Genomic DNA, 15111 nt, shown 5'->3' on the forward strand with positions numbered 1-15111 from the left:
TTTCAGTAATTATTAAGACAAATGAGGATCAAGCTTGGATTTGATTTCCGGGATGCTCATCATGTTTTCGAGCGACACCACCGTGCGGCTGCCGTCGTTCAGCTGTGCCATAATGTCGGCCGCACCGATGAAGATATCCGCCTGCTCTGTTTTGGCTGAAGACAGATCCGTATGATCCACATCCGCTGTTTTGCCCATCTCGCCCAGCGCTTTCTTGATATTCATCTCCATAATGAAGCTGCTTCCCAATCCGTTACCGCATACGACCATAATTTTCATAGTTGTTGTTCCTCCTTGGAATATTGTTGGATATACTTCATAACTACCGATTTATCGGTGCTGTTCAAAATGTCCTCGATGTTTGACGGCTCGCCCAGCAGCTGCGTCAGCTGCACGAGCGCTTTCAAATGCGAGGAACGGTCTGCCGCTGCCAGAATGATGACCAGTCTGACCGGCTTGCCTGGCCCAAACTCCACGGCCTCGTCCAGCCGCATGAAGCTCATGGACAGCGAGCGTACCCCCTGATCGGGACGAGCATGGGGAATGGCGACGCCTGGCGTAATCACCACATACGGACCATTTTCTTCAATCGATTGAATCATGGCCTCGACATAACGAGGCTCAATAGTCCCCATCTCCAGCAAAGGCCGTGATGCCAACCGAATAGCCTCTTTCCAGTCGGAGACCCGGGTTTGAAATATGATATTCTGCTCTGTGATTAATTCATCCAGCACTGGTTTCTCCGCTCCCTCCAAGGAATGCTTGTTTGTTTTGTGTGCCTGCGCATAAATATGCTGCTGGAGCGCCTTTTCCAGCTCCTCCTCATCAGAGATGACCGCATACTGCGCTATGATTTTCATTAAAGAAGACGTGTCCATGTTCTCCACCGTATAACCGTACAGCTCGTTCATTACCTGCTGGCGCAGCTTCTGCTTATCCTGCAGTTCGAGAATCGGCGGCACCACGAACAGCGTTTTATCCGTTCGCAGGTGCACGGTGGAGAAGACCATGTCATATTCCAGACTGCTTTCGGCCGCATCGCGGACGGAGAGCGCATCCAGAAAGAGAATATCCGGGAACAGCTCGCGCAGCGTATAGATCAGGATATTACTCATCCCGATGCCATTGGCGCAGACGACGATCGCACGCTTGCGGTCATCCAGCATCGTGCCCTGCCTGCGCAGCCAGCCGCCGAAATGAATCGTGAAATAGGCGGCCTCGCTCTCCGGCACCGGATGACCAAGCACCCTCTCCAGCGGCTGCAAAGCCTTCCGGGTCAAATGATACAGATCCGGGTACACCTTGCGGATGCGGGCAGCCATCGTGTTCACGACGTGAATGCCATACAGCATCCGGTAATAGGCCGGGCGAAGATGGATGTACAGCTGCCGGTAAAAGGTCTCACGGTCGTGCAGGCTGACGCAGGCCCAACGCTCGAATTCGTCGGTGATCTCCGTCATCAGCCGCCGGATCTCATGGTCTTCCTGCAGCGGCGAAATATCCCGGGTCCGATTCATGCCGAGCAGATGCAGGGTGGCATACAGACACTCGGTCCGGCTCCACCTAGCATGAAAGGCGGCGCTGGAGGTCATCTCTTCCACCAGCTTGTACTCGTCGGATGCCGTTAGCTCTTCCCAGCTCTTGTTGTCGTCCAGCACTTCTCCTTTGCCGATAAGCTGATCCGTACAGAGCATCAGGTAGGTCAACTCCTGCAGCCGCTCATCCGCAAAGGTCATGCCAAGCTGCCGCTCGATCTGCTCCAGCTGCTGCTGGATGGCCGCAATCTGCTCTTGCCGGTCGGGCCAGAGGCTGTGAATGATCAGCTCCCGGCTGGCGCTGTGCAGAATATCCGGCACCCACTCCTCAACCAGCCTTCTTTTCGCCCTGCTGCTCCCCTTGAAGGAATAGCCGTCTATCTTCGAATATTGCACCTGCAGCTTGCGCTCCTGCATGTTCCGCTTGAGCCGCTGCAGATCTTTGAGTACCGTATTGCGGGAGACCGAGGCAATGGACTGAAAATGAAACACCGATAAGGGCTCTTCCCCGAGCAGAATCATCAGGCCGAACATCTTCTCCCGGTCCACCTCGGAAAAGGTATACGAACGCCGGGTCAGCTTCTCCGGCAGATCCTCCTCCCGAATGCGGTCCGTTAAAAAATAGCCCACCTGCCGCTCATAACCAACGGGTTGATATCCATGGTATATCAGCCAATCGTTGATTTTACCGATGCTGTACTGCAGCTGTCTTCTGCTGAGCTCCGTCCTTTCCTGAAGCTCATCCATCCTGAGAGAGGAAGACTGCTGCAGGAGCTGCAACACGTCAGCACTTCGTTCGTCCAGGTTCATCTTGATGCCTCCCTTGATTCAAGCGTACAACAGAACCCGCGAAATCCCCACTGTTTTTGAGTCCCATTCTTGTTGTCATGTTTGCACACAATTATATACTTCAAAATTTTAGGAATAGGTTAGGGTTTGCAGGTGAGAAGGAGGCTATGCTGGGATTTGTTTTGATGAAGAAGGTCCTTCCCTTCTAGATTATCTACAATTTGTCTTCTACTAAAGCTAGAACTTGCTCGTTATCTATCTTCTTCATATCTGTAACTATTCTTTGTGGCTTTAACGTTAAAAAGACACGGATCTAAGTTCCGCGTCTTCAAAAAAAAAACCATATGAAATTATTTCAATCGCCTTTTATTTAAGTAGAATCATACAGTGTATGTATTTACTATCCAGGTTTTTTATGACAAAATTATCAGTGAAAGCCCCTATCTTGCTATAACAAGAGATTCTTTAAAAAGAATATGACTAATCAACAGGGATTACACATTCCCTAACCTTGACCTGATTTAATTCAGGTAATAATCGTAACCCCGATTAGGGGCTTTCAATTCTAGAACACTTAAGGAAGTGTATAAATGGCAGACGAGAACCTTCTTTTATCAAGAATTGAAAGCTTATTAAATAAAATTTATATTACGAGAAAAGCAAGAATCAAGTCAGAAGCAAGATTAGAGAGATTTGATTTCCTAACTCAACTTCTCATCAATTATTATACTCTGGTTATTGTTGGGTTAAGTATTTGGATACTTTATGATACTAGGAATGCACAATTAATATCTGTAGTTACAGTTATTGCATCAGTATTACTTTTTGGTCTTTCAATTTTTGTAACTTCAAGGAATTTTAAAGGGAGATCATTGAATTTTAAAAATTGTTATATAAAACTAGACGAAATTTACAATCAAGGCGAATTGTTAAAAGGTACACCAGGTGGCTTAACTCAAAAAAGTATTGCTGAACTACAAAAAGAATATAATGAGGTCATATACAGCGTTGAAAACCACTCTACCATAGATTACATAAGTGTTCTCCATGATATGAAAAAAACAAGCCATTCACAATACCTTTATCTTCTATTGAAGAAGTTTATATTTATTTTAGTAGTATGTTTAATTGTTTTCTTTCCAATAGTGCTTGTATATTTTGTAACAAGGACGTGATAACATGGCTTCCTCTGCCTCAAGGTTACTCCAACAGAAATTTAAAGTTGAATATATAAAAACAAAATACTTCGAGAAAATTGCACATAGAACCACCCCTGGTATAGATAGAATAAATAGAGCATCCTTTGAAAAACGTTTTGATGAGTATGTAAATGTTATTTCTAATAAAACGCTTAATGGCACATATAAACTGATACCATACAAAGAAAAGCTTATTTCTAAGGGCTCAGGTAAAATTCCTAGGCAAATATCAATCCCTACTATAAGGGACAAAATTACTTTATATTTGTTGAACGAGATCTTGTCAGATATTTTTGAAAACCATGTAAATAAAAAAATTATTCAAACTATGATTTATGAATTGAAACAATCAATTTCTTCAAAAAAGTTCGATTACTTCATAAAAATTGATATTAAAGAATTCTTCCCTTCAATATCTCATGATTATCTTATGAAACTTGTGCGTAAGCGAATTAGAAAAAAAGAAATACTTAGTTTAATCGAAATGTCACTCAAAACCCCGACTATCTCTTATCCGACAAAAGTTCAAGAACCGAATAGTAAAGGGGTTCCTCAAGGAATTTCAATCGCCAGTATTCTCGCCAATATTTACATAAGTGAGATTGACAATAAGTACGCATCTGAATCCAACGAATTTAAATATTTTCGCTATGTTGATGATATCCTTGTTCTTTGTAAAAGCACAAACTACATGACTATAAAAGAAGATATAATAAAATTATTAAAAAATTTAAATTTAGAAACAAGCCCCACTAAAAACAAAACAGGACCTATCTCAGAAGGTTTTTCATATCTGGGATACCATTATAAAAATCTTGGACATTGTTATGGTTTTTCTGTTCGTGAAGAGTCAATAAGAAAGTTTGAAGATTCGATAATAAAAATCTTTTCCGAGTATAAATTTAATAAACAACAAGATACCGAGAAGTTTATTTGGAGGCTTAACAAAAAAATCACTGGGTGTATTTTTGAGAAAAAGAAATACGGATGGATATTCTTTTATTCACAAATAGACGACTTGAAATTACTATATCATTTTGATTGGTTTATAGAAAAATTATCTGATCAAATAGAAGTTGATAGCAATGTTAGAAAAAGAATCAAGCGATTTGTAAGAAGTTATCACGAAATAATATATAACTTGAAGGGATCAAAATATATACCTAACTTCGATGATTATAATATAAATGAACAACGTTCACTTCTTAGGGAAGTATTCAATATCAAAGGCATAAACAATCTTACTGACTTAGAAGTTTCGAAAAAATTCAAAAAGAATGTGTTTAGATATATTAAAGAACTTGAAAAAGATGTGCAAAACTTCTCATAAACAAGCTGATGATTAAGAAGGCAAAAGAGGATCTTGAGAACTTATCTTGAGTTCCACTATTTAATTGCTCTTTTCTTCATTCTAAACCGAATTACGGCGACTCCTTGGACAGCTTAAGAGTATTGTATACAAATGGGCTGAGATTATATCATGATATGCTATTAGATGCTCAATTAACCATTAACCAACATAGTACAAGTATGTTATTTTTTAAGTGAAATTTTATTTTCATTCGCTGTTGTTGAATCGGCAATTATGGGGGAATATCCTAAGAAACTAGCTTTTATGCATTGGCTTGTTGAGCCGTGGGAATATGACATAATAGAAGCTTATGACAACAAAGAAGGGGCCGTCCTAAAAGTCAATTTGTGGTTTTTTGTCCTCCACTTTAAACCGAATTTCTTCGAATAAAAGGACCTCAATATCAACTATACAGTGAATTTGAGGTCCTTTTTTGTGTTGTAATTGGGATGTTCCCATCTCATGCGAATAGTTTTAGGACAACCCCCTTCTTTATTTGAGCTGTATTACAAAACTCATTCACCCTGATCCTCCATCAGCGCTTGAATCTTCTCGGCTGTGCCGTCCGGAAGCGGCACATGGACCGATATTTCAAGCTCCGGGGATTCTAAAGGCTGCAGCGTGAGATGGTCAAATTTCAATATGCCTGCTTCCGGATGATACATGATTTTATGAGCATCATAGGCGTCCAATATGTCATAGCTCTGCCAATACTCTTTGAACTCGGGGCTTGCCTCGCTTAACAATCCAACCTGTTCAGCCCACCAAGGATCATCCACATATTTGGCATATTCCGCCCGGAATCTGGCAATGGTCCGCTTGGCGTGAGCTTCCCACTGATCCCCTTTCAATGCACGAAAATATTCCGATGTGAACGTGATCCAAAGAAAGTTCCGCTCTCTTTCCGACTTGCCCGCCAGATCCACAAAATCGCCCTTCAGCGCACGGAATGCATCATTCCAGGCAAGAATGTTCATTCTGACATCCATAACCGTAGCGGGAGATGTCCCCAGGCTGTCCAGATGCCGCTGAATCACCGGGCTGACCTGCCCATTCAGAGAACGGGGGCGTTCTGGAGGAAGCTGACGGTGAGCCAGCAGAAACATATGCTTGCGTTCCGTTTCATCCAGCTGCAGCACTCTCGCCAAGCTTTCAAGCACTTCAATGGATACATGGATTTCCCGCCCCTGCTCCAGATAGGTATACCATTCAAGACTGATGCCTGCCAGCGTCGCTACTTCAGCCCGCCGAAGACCCGGAGTACGACGCCGCCCTTCAGGCAGACCGAGCTGCTTGGGAGATATACGCGCCCGACGATTGCGTAAGAATTGAGCCAATTCACTGTAGCGGTTCGGTTGCAAGTCCGGCATGTTCATCCCCCTCCTTATGTTCATCCTACTAACTTGGTAGTGACAGTACTAGAATAAATGCACCTCTGAATATCCAATTAACTTGATTATACAATGGGTGTCGAACAGATACAGTACGAACCAATAAGGAGCGATCCTCAATGACAATGAACTTGCAAAATAACACCATCCTGATCACTGGCGGTGCTACCGGTATCGGATTTGCGCTTGCCACCAGATTCCTGAACAATGGCAATAAAGTGATCATCGCCGGCAGAAGAGCCGATAAGCTGCAGGAGGCCCAAGCCATCCATCCTGAACTGATTACGTATGTAAGTGATGTATCGAAAGAGGAGGAGCGTGTTGCACTTTTTGAAAAAGTAACCCGCGATTTCCCTCAATTGAATGTTGTACTCAACAATGCCGGAATCATGCATTATCTGAATTATAATGGTGTGGAGCCATGGCCGCAAATTGAGCTGGAGATCAAAACAAACCTGGCCGCACCCATTCATTTCACCCGGTTATTCACATCTCATCTGCTTAAGCAGAAAAATGCGGTGATTTTAAATGTGACTTCCGGGCTGGCACATGTACCGCTTGCTGCAACGCCCGTGTACAGCGCCACAAAGGCAGCCCTGCATTCCTATAGCCAGTCGATGAGACACCAGTTCAATGACCAAATCAGAGTCATCGAGATTTCCCCGCCGCATACAAACACCGATTTGGGCATTCCCGGGGCAAATACTGCCGGGATTTCTGTGGACCTCTTTGCAGACGAAGTCATGGCCGGATTGGCACGCGGAGAGGAGGAAATCACTTACGGCTTTTCCCAAGTTTCCGCCAATGCTTCCCGCCAGGAGCGGGACGAGCTTTTTAACCAGCTGAATGCCCATAACCTTGCCTAAGAAGAGTGATATGCTTTATTTTCCTCAACAGCGTTTCCTGTTAACCCATTTGAATCGCCTCGTCCATCATAAAGTGGTCGGGGCAATTCCTCTTTCAAATACTGATACAGCCTCTGGCCCGATAATTGGAACGGATACGCCGATTCCTTGCACAGCATCCCAATGGTCATATGGATGAGACTTCCGCCGACTCTCCTGAATGTGATCCTCTTCGCTTCCGGCTCCACCATAATTTTTGGAACCAGGGCCACCCCTAACCCGTTCTCCACATAAAACTTCAACGCCGTCATGCTGCCGATCTCCATGGTGTCGAGCATCATGTTTCCTTTTTCCTGCAGCACCATCTCCAGCTTTCTCCGATACGGACAAGTCGCTGATGTAATAAGCAGCCGATATCCTTGGAAATCCTCCGGTACAATCACCTCTTTTTCAGCAAGCGGGTGTCCCTCAGGCATTAATGCCACAAATTCTTCCTGAAACAAAGGCTCATAAAATAAACCCGATCCCAGCTCCGGTGCAGTACAAAGCGCAAAGTCGATTTCCCCGTTAAGGATTCGCTCGCTAAGAGTCGGGGTGTTCGAGATGTCCATGGAAATCCGGATATTCGGATACATGGACATAAACTTACTCAGGATAGCGGGCAAACGATAACTGGCCGTTGGCTCCGTCACGCCCAGCCGGATATGCCCTGATTCCCCTGATTTCAAATCCGACAGACTGGTCTGAAGGTGCTCCATATTTTTTATAATTTGCAAGCTCTGATCGTAAAACAGCCTGCCTGCTTCCGTCAGGCCGATTTCTTTGCCGCGTTCGATAAGCTGAACGCCCAGCTCTGCTTCGAGCTTTTGCATCTGCATGGTGACAGTGGATTGTGCGTAGTTCATTTCCTGCGCGGCGCGTATGAAGCTGCCGTGCTTCACGATCATCTGAAAGGTTTGCAATGCTTTAAGGTCCATGGCCCATCTCCCATAATACAGTTCAAAAAAATTGAATTCATCCTTCAAATAGTTCAATTATACAAATCACAGTAGGCAAATTACAATGAAATCATCTTAAGACAAACGAAGGAGTGAGATCATATGGAACTGAAAAACAAAGTGGCACTGGTTACGGGCGGCGGTACCGGGATCGGCAGAGCAACCAGCCTCGAACTGGCAAAACGGGGTGCGGCAGTGATCGTAAACTATTCACGCTCCCAATCCGAGGCGGGTGAAACCGTGCGGCAGATTAACAACGAAGGCGGACAGGCTATTGCCCTGCAAGCGGATGTTGCCAAAGACGAGGAAGTACGGTCTATGATCCAGGCTGCCGTCAAGCATTTCGGCACGGTCGATTTGCTGGTGAATAACGCAAGTATCACTCGGCATATTCAGATGCATGATTTGGAGGCTGCAACGGAGGAAGTATGGGATGATCTGTTCGCTGTGAATGTGAAGGGCATGTTTTACTGCGCACGGGCTGCTGCTCCTTTTATGAAAAAGAAGCAAAAAGGCGCCATCGTCAATGTTGGCAGCATCGCCGGACTGACCGGACTCGGCTCCTCGCTCCCCTACGCCGTGTCCAAAGCGGCCGTTCACGGCCTTACGAAATCGCTGGCACGGGCCCTTGCACCCGACATCATAGTGAACTGTATCGTACCCGGAGCCGTAGCGACAAGATGGTGGGAAGGCCGGGAAGCGCAAATGAGCCGCCTCGCTCCCCATCTTCCTTTGCAGCGCATCTCGACACCTGAAGACATTGCCTCCATGATCTGCACCGCCCTGGAGCAGGAGGCCATGACCGGTCAGATTATCACCGTGGATAGCGGTCAGACGTTGTAAGCTCTGTATCTAGCCAATGGTGGAAGTCCGGCGGGAAGTGGCAGCCATCCGGTTCATGGTCTGAATCCGCTGAATAGCTTGGTATATAAACTCAGACAAGGCGGTGGATCTATTTGAACCGAAAACGATGGAAGGGCACTGCACCTTTCAAGCCGGCTTCCTCTAAAAGACACGTCAAACCAAGTATTCGTCCGGGATGGAACGCGAATAACTGGTCAGGATATGCGATCAAGAAAACGAAAAGAAATTCGTACACCAGCATTTCCGGATACTGGGTTGTCCCCGGAGTAAAACCCAGCAGAAAAAACAGTTACTCTTCAGCCTGGCTTGGCATCGATGGCTTCAGCAATCCTTCGCTGATTCAGACAGGAACCGAGCATGATTATGTAAACGGCAAAGCTGTTTATTATCCATGGTGGGAAATCCTGCCCGCCCCCGAAACGAAAATCAACTACCCTGTATCCCCCAGGGATCTCATGTATGCCAAGATCGAAAAGCTGCGTAACGGGAAATGGTTAATCGTGCTTGCCAACAAAACAAAGGGCTGGGTCTTCAAAAAGGTCACACCATACACCGGACCGGCTACTGATGCGGAATGGATTATGGAGGCCCCATCTGTAAACAACAAAATAACGAGGCTGGCCAACTATGGGAAAATAAACTTTAAACAGTGCCGGGCCAATCGTAAGAATCCGCTGCTGAAGCCTCGTGATCGGGGGGTTATGCTGCAAAACGGCCGGGTCGTGTCCACCCCTTCCTTGCCTGGTCAAGCTAAAGACAGCTTCTCCGCCGCATACGGCTCCAAAATACCGCAGACGCCCAAATAAGGCTTTTGTGGTAAACCATAGACCTGATCGTCCTAAGCAAAAAGAAAAGAGCAGTTCTCTCACGGCGATGTGCCGCTGAAGAACTGCTCTCTCTTATATTCAAGTAAGTTGAAGTCATCCTCTACATGAATTTTTTCATATAGTCAGCGTATTCCTTATACCACTTTTCCCATTCCGGTTTTCGCGGGCCGAAGTCTCGTTCATCCAGCAATGCCTTGATCACATCCAGGCATACATGCCAACCTGCCAGGTCCCTTGGCGTATGATCCGTGATCTTATGGATCTTCTCGATCAGCACCAGCCTGCAGCCCTCCGGCTCGGGATACAGCTCAAACCGCACCTGGTCCTCTCCCCACGTGTACTCCAGCACCGAATGCATTTTCAGTTCGAGAATCCGCATCTCTTCATAAGTGTCATCCTGCATGTCGAACTTGATGACTCCTCCTTCGCGGAGATCGGCAACTTCAAGCTCGGAGAACCATTTCTTCAGCTTGTCGTTCTCCGTGAGCGAGGCCCAAACTTTCTCAACGGGATGCTTCAGATGACGCTCGAAACGGGCGACATAACCGTCCCCGTTCTGCTCTATTACCGCTAACATACGTCTCCTCCTCGTTTTAGAACGATTTTAATCCTCCTGATCCAGATGCCTTTCCAAATCATCCAGCCTGTCGGACCAGAATTGACGATACGGCTCGAACCAATGATGCGCCTCCTGCAAAGGCTGAGGATTCAAGCGATACATGTGATGCTTGGCATCCTTGCGCAGACTGACAAGGCCAGCTTCTCTTAATATGCGCAAATGCTTGGAAATACCCGGCTGGCTCAATGTGATGAATTCCAAGGCAACAAAAAAAGAAACCTGAGCGCATTGAGTTCCATATACGCGACTCGGTTTCTTCCTGTTCAATTTGTGACTTTCTGGTGCAAGTTAATGCTGTTGAATCTTTCCTTCGGCGGACCTGCCGGTTCTCTGGACGCTCCCTCTGTACATTTCCTGTCTGGCAGTAAGCCTTCCTCCATCTTGGCATCGATAAAATCGAGCACCGTCTGCAGGTCCTGCATCTGTTTTTGAATCCGTTCCCGGTGGCTCATCATCAAATCGTACAGCTCCGGAAGCTCCTCCATTGTGGCGTCGGGGGGCATATCCAAATAAGGCTTCATATCCTCCAGCGGCATGCCTGTTTTCTTCAGGCAGTTGATGAGCTGCAGCTTGTACAAGTCCTCCTGGCTGTATATCCGGCGTCCGTTGTCCATTCGCTGCACGCGCGGCAGCAGGCCGATCTTTTCGTAGTATCGAAGGGTATCCTCTGACAATCCGGTCAACTGTGAAGCCTTTTTGATTGTAACCATATCAAGCCCCTCCTATCTGCTCATGTATGTATTCTAAACCCTGGAGTCAACTCCAAGTCAACGGAAAATACCGGATAAAAGCTGGAAATGCCGGATAAAATAGTTTGGCTCAACCTGCTTGACCTGGAGCCGACTCCAATATATATACTAACCCCAGCAACTGATTTTACACGTTTTCATAATGAGGAGGAATTCATAATGAGTGAAAATAGATCAACCAAAATTGCACTGATTACAGGAGCAGGGGCGGGAATTGGCCTGCAACTGACACGCCGCCTGCTGGGTGAGGGCTGGGAGGTCGCGGCTCTCATCCGGTCCGGATTTTCCGAAGAAGACAGCATGATCCGCGAAGCCATCAGCGAAGGCAAACTGCGGGTATACAAAGCAGATCTGACGGACTTCAGCCAGCTGCGGCGGGTGCTTAACGAGGTCAATGGCAAAGAAGATCATATCGACGTTCTCTTCAACAATGCCGGGGGAAGCCTGCCCGAGCTGCGCTTCTCTCCACAAGGACGGGAGATGCATTATGAGCTGCAAACGGTCGTTCCGTATATCGTATTCATGGAGCTGAAAGAGCTGCTGCAAAAAGGGGCCTTAAAGACGGTGGTGAACACCTCCTCTGTAGCTCTCCGTTACGCCAAACGCTTCAAGCCTGATGAATTGCCGCGCCCGGCAGGATTTAAAAAGCTGACCGGTCCCTATGCTACTACCAAGCTGGCTCTGTCCCTTTGGACCCGGGAGCTCGCCGCGCCGATGGCGGCAGAGGGCTTGCGCCTGATCAGCGTAGACCCTGGTTCCAATAACACCTTGAGAAAGACGAAAGACTCCGGACTCCCGCCTGTTGTGAAGCTGTTGATGGGGCTGTTCTTTTCCCATCCGAGCCAAGGGGCCAACCTGTTGTGGGAGGCGGCGTTTAAGGGAGCCGACTACCCGCCGGGCTCGTTTGTGGTGAAAGGACGGGCAGCGGATCTGCCATACACAGAGACCGGCTCCAAGATTCTGAGCATGATGCAAATGATTTATGAGCAGGAATTTATAGCTGTCCGGAATTGAGGAGTATTATTCGCTGGTCGTTCTGTGGGAAAATCAAATACCCGGTTAGCTCTGATTGCAGACTAACCGGGCATTCACTTTAACGATTCTTGAACTGAAAGATAGGCACTGTGACAGAGCGGATCAGTTGACCGGATCGGCTGGTGCTGTCGGTGCTGCTGTATCCGATGGCGATGACGGATTTTTTTCAGCGGAAACCACTTCGCCGGTTTTGGAATTCACAAATGCGATATAGACATCCACGTTATCGTTCTTAACTGCAACAGAGATTGCGGCTTTTTTAGCCGCTACAGCCTGCTGAGCATCTACAATCTGGACATCTGCGAAAGATACAAAATAAAATGTTCCTTCCATATCCTCTCTCGTGCAGAAGATCGGGAAAGACTTCATGCCGTCCAGAGATACATCAAATTTCTCCTCAAGCGCTTGTTTTGCAATATTCACCGCTTTGTCTTCGCTCATATCCTCGCTTGTTTTCTCGAGGGTGTCTGAGAGGCCTGGAGCAATTGTTGCAGGGCTCGTAGGGCCAAATTCGCCCACGAACTCCGTCAGCTGATGCTGACCGGTAACCTTTACATTCGGGGCAGTGTCATTTGCGAAAGCGAAAGCGGAAAATGCCCCGTTGCCTGCGATTAATGCGGCTGCTGCTCCTACCGTAAGTGCTGTGGCGTAAAGCTTTTTTTTCATTTTTTCATACCTCCGTCATAAAAGGATTGGGATTTCGTAGCTACAAGGCCATTATGAGGGGGGCGTATTATAGACTAGTGTTCGAGTTGTAACGAAGCTGTAAAAAGAACGGACACCTTCGTATACTCATGTTCTTTGGATTCAATGTGCAGCCGAGCATGATGGAGCCGGGCAATTTCGCTGCAGATAGACAGTCCCAGCCCGATGCCTCCCAGCGCCCTGGAACGGGATTTGTCCACGACATAGAAGGCTTCGGTAATTTTTTCGATGTCCTTGTCCGGGATGCCCTTTCCATAGTCCATGACCTCAATGAGGATACCCTGCTGCCGCGAATAGCTTTTTAGGTGGATTTCCCCTCCGTTGTCAGAAGCCTTAATACTGTTTTCAACCAAATTCATCAGCAGGGTCTGCAGCAGGATGGGATCTCCGTATATCCTCTCTGCCGCGCACTCCTTCACAAATGTGATCTGTTTTGCCTCCAAGTAATGCCGTTCCATCTGTTCCACATAAGCAAACAAGGGTTTAATCTCCACAGGCTGCAAGGTAATCTCCTCGTTCTTCAAATACAGCAGCTCCATCAATTTTCCCGACAGCAGATCCAGCCGGGCCACATGCTCATGAATGTAATCAACCGCCATCCTGCGGTCTTCCTCCGTGCTGTTGGCATGATTTAAAAACTCGCTGTACCCCTTGATCGCCGTAATCGGCGTCTTCAGCTCATGGGTCAGGTTATTGATGAAGGTTTCCTTCTCTTCGTTCGCTTTTTGAATCGTTTCAATATTCGTGGATACCGCATCCACCATTTTGTTGAAATCCCCGGCCAATTCGGCAATTTCGTCGCTTCCGCTGACCTTAACTCTTTGGTGATAAGCTCCGGCAGCGATGTCCCTTACCCCTTTGTTAAGATTTCGAATCGGTACGGTCAGCCGGAACAGCAGCAGAATGAGCACGACGGATAAAACCACGGAAATGACCACACTCAAGGCAATAAAATAACTGATCATGGTATTGTAATAATCCTGCAAATAAGCGGAGCTTCTTGATATGACCAGCTTAAGCCCGTTGAACTCCATGCTGCCGCCCACGAAAATCCACAGTTTCCCGTCTAGCTTCCTGTATACAGCTTCCCGCTGTTCCCCCTGCAGCTCTTCCCGCATGCCCGCAAATTGATAGGCATTGGAAAAGACCAGCCGATCCCCGTCATACACCTCAGTCAGGATGCCCTCTTCATAATAATTTTGGGCGATCCCGGGAATAACGATCTCATAGTCCATACTGCCGGTGTTGCTGGCAAAAGCCCGCAGGATGTAGCTTAGCGTTTGCTCAATGCTCTCATATTCGCTTACGCCTCTGGACATATCCATCTGCTTGTTTAATTGGTAGCTTTTTTGCAGCAAGGCATAGGCCCCGATATCAAAAGCGATCAAGAAAACCAGCAGCACACACAAATACGTTTTCTGCCAAAATTTCACCCTTACACCTCTAGCCTGTAGCCGTATTTGTACACCGTCTTGATGTGGTGCTCCCAGTTCAGCTTTTTTCGCAGCCGCTGAATATGCACGTCCACGGTTCTCGTTTCCCCATAAAAATCAAAACCCCAGGTCTGCTCGATGATCTTTTCACGTGAAAGCGCGATATTTTTGTTTTGAATGAGAAAGTCGAGCAGTTGAAACTCTTTATTGGTCATTTCCACGACCTGCCCGTTCACCGTGACGATATGCTTGTCCAGATCCACCGTCGTCCCGTCCAGACTGAATTCACTTGTGTTCTTCTGGTTTCGGCGCAGCACCACATGAATCCGGGCGATCAGCTCCACCGCCTCAAACGGTTTGACGAGATAATCCTCCGCCCCGATTTCCAGGCCGTGCACTTTATCTGAAACGGCACTTCGCGCTGTCAGGAAAATCACCGGAATGCCCCGCTTCACAAACTGATCGATAAGCCCAAACCCGTCAAGTCCCGGCAGCATTACATCCAGAATGACCAGATCGATGCGGGTTCCATTTAAAGTCTCTGAAATTTTCTCTCCGCTATATAATTGAATGTATTCATGCCCCACCATTTTCAGATTTAGAGCAATCAAGTCGTTGATTGCCTTCTCATCGTCGACGATCAAAATTTTGGCCATCTTATCACACTCCACCGCCATGATATCAAATCAGCGTTTGAAAGTTATTATAGAGTTGTAAATTTTTTGGGCATACATTCCAAGGAAAGCCGCATAAAGCAAAAAAAGAGCCTGA

Annotated in this window: 16 protein-coding genes; 6 read left to right on the plus strand and 10 right to left on the minus strand. The window is 46.8% G+C overall.

The genetic code is table 11. From position 1 onward, the window contains the following. Positions 1-12 precede the first annotated feature (12 nt). Together ACE5KN_RS17965 and ACE5KN_RS17970 are read right to left on the minus strand one after the other, a co-directional pair. Complete coding sequence (locus tag ACE5KN_RS17965) at positions 13-279, minus strand: PTS sugar transporter subunit IIB (protein ID WP_375526081.1); 267 nt, start codon at positions 277-279, stop codon at positions 13-15. Next, positions 276-2345: a BglG family transcription antiterminator gene (locus ACE5KN_RS17970; protein WP_375526080.1), complete on the minus strand. Its 2070-nt coding sequence runs from the start codon at positions 2343-2345 to the stop codon at positions 276-278. Before ACE5KN_RS17970 ends, ACE5KN_RS17965 begins: the two co-directional genes overlap by 4 nt. 569 nt (positions 2346-2914) lie before the next feature. On the opposite strand from ACE5KN_RS17970, the gene ACE5KN_RS17975 reads away from it, so the two are divergent. Both ACE5KN_RS17975 and ACE5KN_RS17980 read left to right on the plus strand, forming a co-directional pair. Then, positions 2915-3499: an SLATT domain-containing protein gene (locus ACE5KN_RS17975; protein WP_375526079.1), complete on the plus strand. Its 585-nt coding sequence runs from the start codon at positions 2915-2917 to the stop codon at positions 3497-3499. A gap of 4 nt (positions 3500-3503) precedes the next feature. After that, positions 3504-4853: a reverse transcriptase domain-containing protein gene (locus ACE5KN_RS17980; RefSeq protein ID WP_375526078.1), complete on the plus strand. Its 1350-nt coding sequence runs from the start codon at positions 3504-3506 to the stop codon at positions 4851-4853. A gap of 536 nt (positions 4854-5389) precedes the next feature. Here ACE5KN_RS17980 and ACE5KN_RS17985 read toward each other — a convergent pair. Beyond that, positions 5390-6244 (minus strand): helix-turn-helix transcriptional regulator, encoded by an 855-nt coding sequence (locus ACE5KN_RS17985; RefSeq protein WP_375526077.1) that lies wholly within the window; start codon positions 6242-6244, stop codon positions 5390-5392. 146 nt (positions 6245-6390) lie between these two features. On the opposite strand from ACE5KN_RS17985, the gene ACE5KN_RS17990 reads away from it, so the two are divergent. Further along, positions 6391-7131 (plus strand): SDR family oxidoreductase, encoded by a 741-nt coding sequence (locus ACE5KN_RS17990; protein WP_375526108.1) that lies wholly within the window; start codon positions 6391-6393, stop codon positions 7129-7131. On the opposite strand, the gene ACE5KN_RS17995 is transcribed toward ACE5KN_RS17990, so the two are convergent. Beyond that, positions 7128-8087, minus strand: a complete 960-nt coding sequence (locus tag ACE5KN_RS17995) for a LysR family transcriptional regulator (RefSeq protein ID WP_375526076.1) — start codon at positions 8085-8087, stop codon at positions 7128-7130. The two genes, ACE5KN_RS17990 and ACE5KN_RS17995, sit on opposite strands and share 4 nt — an antisense overlap. A gap of 123 nt (positions 8088-8210) precedes the next feature. On the opposite strand from ACE5KN_RS17995, the gene ACE5KN_RS18000 reads away from it, so the two are divergent. Both ACE5KN_RS18000 and ACE5KN_RS18005 read left to right on the plus strand, forming a co-directional pair. Further along, entirely contained in the window at positions 8211-8951 is a 741-nt protein-coding gene (locus tag ACE5KN_RS18000) for an SDR family NAD(P)-dependent oxidoreductase (RefSeq protein WP_375526075.1), read from the plus strand. Positions 8952-9064: 113 nt separating this feature from the next. Continuing rightward, a complete protein-coding gene (locus ACE5KN_RS18005; RefSeq protein ID WP_375526074.1) occupies positions 9065-9778 on the plus strand; it encodes a G1 family glutamic endopeptidase in 714 nt (237 codons plus the stop codon). Positions 9779-9899: 121 nt separating this feature from the next. On the opposite strand, the gene ACE5KN_RS18010 is transcribed toward ACE5KN_RS18005, so the two are convergent. The 3 genes from ACE5KN_RS18010 to ACE5KN_RS18020 all read right to left on the minus strand — a co-directional run bounded on the left by ACE5KN_RS18010 (position 9900) and on the right by ACE5KN_RS18020 (position 11128). Next, entirely contained in the window at positions 9900-10376 is a 477-nt protein-coding gene (locus ACE5KN_RS18010) for an SRPBCC family protein (protein ID WP_375526073.1), read from the minus strand. Between the two features lie 27 nt (positions 10377-10403). Further along, positions 10404-10619, minus strand: coding sequence for an ArsR/SmtB family transcription factor (locus ACE5KN_RS18015; protein WP_375526072.1), 216 nt, complete (start codon positions 10617-10619; stop codon positions 10404-10406). A gap of 62 nt (positions 10620-10681) precedes the next feature. Next, the gene (locus ACE5KN_RS18020) at positions 10682-11128 is read right to left on the minus strand and encodes a MerR family transcriptional regulator (RefSeq protein ID WP_375526071.1); all 447 of its coding nucleotides are present in this window, start codon (positions 11126-11128) and stop codon (positions 10682-10684) included. A gap of 198 nt (positions 11129-11326) precedes the next feature. Between ACE5KN_RS18020 and ACE5KN_RS18025 the strand changes: the two genes are divergently transcribed. Beyond that, positions 11327-12181 carry an SDR family oxidoreductase gene (locus ACE5KN_RS18025; protein WP_375526070.1) on the plus strand — a complete coding sequence of 285 codons (855 nt, stop codon included), beginning with the start codon at positions 11327-11329 and terminating at the stop codon, positions 12179-12181. Positions 12182-12304: 123 nt separating this feature from the next. On the opposite strand, the gene ACE5KN_RS18030 is transcribed toward ACE5KN_RS18025, so the two are convergent. The 3 genes from ACE5KN_RS18030 to ACE5KN_RS18040 form a co-directional block, all read right to left on the minus strand. Then, complete coding sequence (locus ACE5KN_RS18030) at positions 12305-12868, minus strand: hypothetical protein (RefSeq protein ID WP_375526069.1); 564 nt, start codon at positions 12866-12868, stop codon at positions 12305-12307. Positions 12869-12942: 74 nt separating this feature from the next. Further along, on the minus strand, positions 12943-14340 hold the full coding sequence (locus ACE5KN_RS18035) for a sensor histidine kinase (protein WP_375526068.1): 1398 nt from the start codon (positions 14338-14340) through the stop codon (positions 12943-12945). 2 nt (positions 14341-14342) lie between these two features. Continuing rightward, positions 14343-14996: a response regulator transcription factor gene (locus tag ACE5KN_RS18040; RefSeq protein ID WP_375526067.1), complete on the minus strand. Its 654-nt coding sequence runs from the start codon at positions 14994-14996 to the stop codon at positions 14343-14345. Positions 14997-15111 lie beyond the last annotated feature (115 nt).

This window comes from Paenibacillus terreus (assembly GCF_042138595.1).
GTDB lineage: Bacteria > Bacillota > Bacilli > Paenibacillales > Paenibacillaceae > Paenibacillus > Paenibacillus terreus.